Here is a 2,759-nt window from a genome sequence, read left to right on the forward strand (position 1 = left end):
CCTGAAACCGTGTGCCTACAAGCCGTCAGAGCCGTCTTAGCAATGGTGATGGCGTGCCTTTTGAAGAATGAGCCTGCGAGTTAGTGGTGCGTGGCGAGGTTAACCCGTGTGGGGTAGCCGTAGCGAAAGCGAGTCTGAATAGGGCGAACGTAGTCGCGTGCTCTAGACCCGAAGCGGGGTGATCTACCCATGGCCAGGGTGAAGCGCCGGTAAGACGGCGTGGAGGCCCGAACCCACCAGGGTTGAAAACCTGGGGGATGAGCTGTGGGTAGGGGTGAAAGGCCAATCAAACTCCGTGATAGCTGGTTCTCCCCGAAATGCATTTAGGTGCAGCGTCGTGTGTTTCTTGCTGGGGGTAGAGCACTGGATGGTCTAGGGGGCCTACAAGCTTACCGAAATCAACCAAACTCCGAATACCAGTAAGTGAGAGCGCGGCAGTGAGACTGCGGGCGATAAGGTTCGTGGTCGAGAGGGAAACAGCCCAGAACGCCAGCTAAGGCCCCTAAGTGTGCGCTAAGTGGGAAAGGATGTGGGGTCGCCCAGACAACCAGGAGGTTGGCTTAGAAGCAGCCACCCTTGAAAGAGTGCGTAATAGCTCACTGGTCAAGTGGTCCTGCGCCGACAATGTAGCGGGGCTTAAGCGCACCGCCGAAGCTGTGTCATTTCAGCATGTACATCCGCTTCATTCTTCGGAATGTTGTGTAGTGGCTGGGATGGGTAGGGGAGCGTCCTGCATCCAGGGAAGCAGCCGCGTGAGCGAGTTGTGGAGGGTGTGGGAGTGAGAATGCAGGCATGAGTAGCGAAAGCAGAGTGAGAAACTCTGCCGCCGGATGACCAAGGGTTCCTGGGCCAGGTTAATCCGCCCAGGGTAAGTCGGGACCTAAGGCGAGGCCGACAGGCGTAGTCGATGGACAACGGGTTGATATTCCCGTACCCGTGTGGATGCGTCCATGGTGAGCCCGGTGATACTAACCACCCGAACCTGGCGGTGACCTTCGGGTTGCTGTTGGGGGAGCGTGGGACCTGAACCGGTAGTAGTCAAACGATGGGGTGACGCAGGAGGGTAGCTCCGCCAGCTGATGGTGTCTGGTGTAAGCGTGTAGGCCGTGCGATAGGCAAATCCGTCGCGCATGTAGGCTGAGACGTGATGCATAGCCGAATGAGGCGAAGTAGAGTGATCCCATGCTGCCGAGAAAAGCCTCTAGTGAGTGTCCATGCGGCCCGTACCCCAAACCGACACAGGTGGTCAGGTAGAGAATACCAAGGCGATCGGGTGAACTGTGGTTAAGGAACTCGGCAAAATGCCCCCGTAACTTCGGGAGAAGGGGGGCCACAGGGTTTGAAGCCCCGTTGCGGGCTAGGACCAGGTGGCCGCAGAGACCAGCGAGAAGCGACTGTTTACTAAAAACACAGGTCCGTGCGAAGTCGCAAGACGATGTATACGGACTGACGCCTGCCCGGTGCTGGAACGTTAAGAGGACCGGTTAGTCACCTTGTGTGGCGAAGCTGAGAATTTAAGCGCCAGTAAACGGCGGTGGTAACTATAACCATCCTAAGGTAGCGAAATTCCTTGTCGGGTAAGTTCCGACCTGCACGAATGGCGTAACGACTTCTCGGCTGTCTCAACCACAGGCCCGGCGAAATTGCACTACGAGTAAAGATGCTCGTTACGCGCGGCAGGACGGAAAGACCCCGGGACCTTTACTATAGCTTGGTATTGGTGCTTGGTTCGGCTTGTGTAGGATAGGTGGGAGACTGTGAAGTGGCCACGCCAGTGGTTGTGGAGTCAATCTTGAAATACCACTCTGGTCGTACTGGGTGTCTAACTTCGGACCGTGATCCGGTCCAGGGACAGTGCCTGGTGGGTAGTTTAACTGGGGCGGTTGCCTCCTAAAGAGTAACGGAGGCGCCCAAAGGTTCCCTCAGCCTGGTTGGCAATCAGGTGTTGAGTGTAAGTGCACAAGGGAGCTTGACTGTGAGACTGACAGGTCGAGCAGGGACGAAAGTCGGGACTAGTGATCCGGCACCACCTGGTGGAAGGGGTGTCGCTCAACGGACAAAAGGTACCCCGGGGATAACAGGCTGATCTTGCCCAAGAGTCCATATCGACGGCATGGTTTGGCACCTCGATGTCGGCTCGTCGCATCCTGGGGCTGGAGTAGGTCCCAAGGGTTGGGCTGTTCGCCCATTAAAGCGGCACGCGAGCTGGGTTTAGAACGTCGTGAGACAGTTCGGTCCCTATCCGCCGCGCGCGCAGGAGACTTGCGGAAGGCTGTCCCTAGTACGAGAGGACCGGGACGGACGAACCTCTGGTGTGCCAGTTGTTCTGCCAAGGGCATGGCTGGTTGGCTACGTTCGGGAGGGATAACCGCTGAAGGCATCTAAGCGGGAAGCCTGTTCCAAGATGAGGTCTCCCACCCGTGAGGGTTAAGGCCCCCCACTAGACCATGGGGTTGATAGGCCAGGTATGGAAGCATCGTAAGGTGTGGAGTTGACTGGTACTAACAGGCCGAGGACTTACCCACAAACGATCTAATTTGTTTCGCATCCACTATACGATTCTGAAACACCAACCCGGTGTCGAGTAGCACCCCTAGGGTGTGGCTCCGGTGTGGTTGTGTTGTTTCATAGTGTTTCGGCGGCGATAGCGGTGGGGAAACGCCCGGTCCCATTCCGAACCCGGAAGCTAAGCCCTCCAGCGCCGATGGTACTGCACTCGCTAGGGTGTGGGAGAGTAGGACACCGCCGGACTTTACTTC

2 rRNA genes (1 of these 2 cut by a window edge) are annotated in these 2,759 nt (G+C 57.2%); both read left to right on the top strand.

The window, feature by feature from the left end:
* A 23S ribosomal RNA gene (locus CLV71_RS47325) occupies positions 1–2,525 on the top strand; it begins 596 nt to the left of the window's first position.
* 109 nt (positions 2,526–2,634) lie between these two features.
* Positions 2,635–2,751, top strand: a 5S ribosomal RNA gene (gene rrf / locus CLV71_RS47330).
* The last annotated feature ends 8 nt before the right edge of the window (positions 2,752–2,759 follow it).

It is taken from the genome of Actinophytocola oryzae (assembly GCF_004364325.1).
Classification (GTDB): Bacteria; Actinomycetota; Actinomycetes; order Mycobacteriales; family Pseudonocardiaceae; genus Actinophytocola; species Actinophytocola oryzae.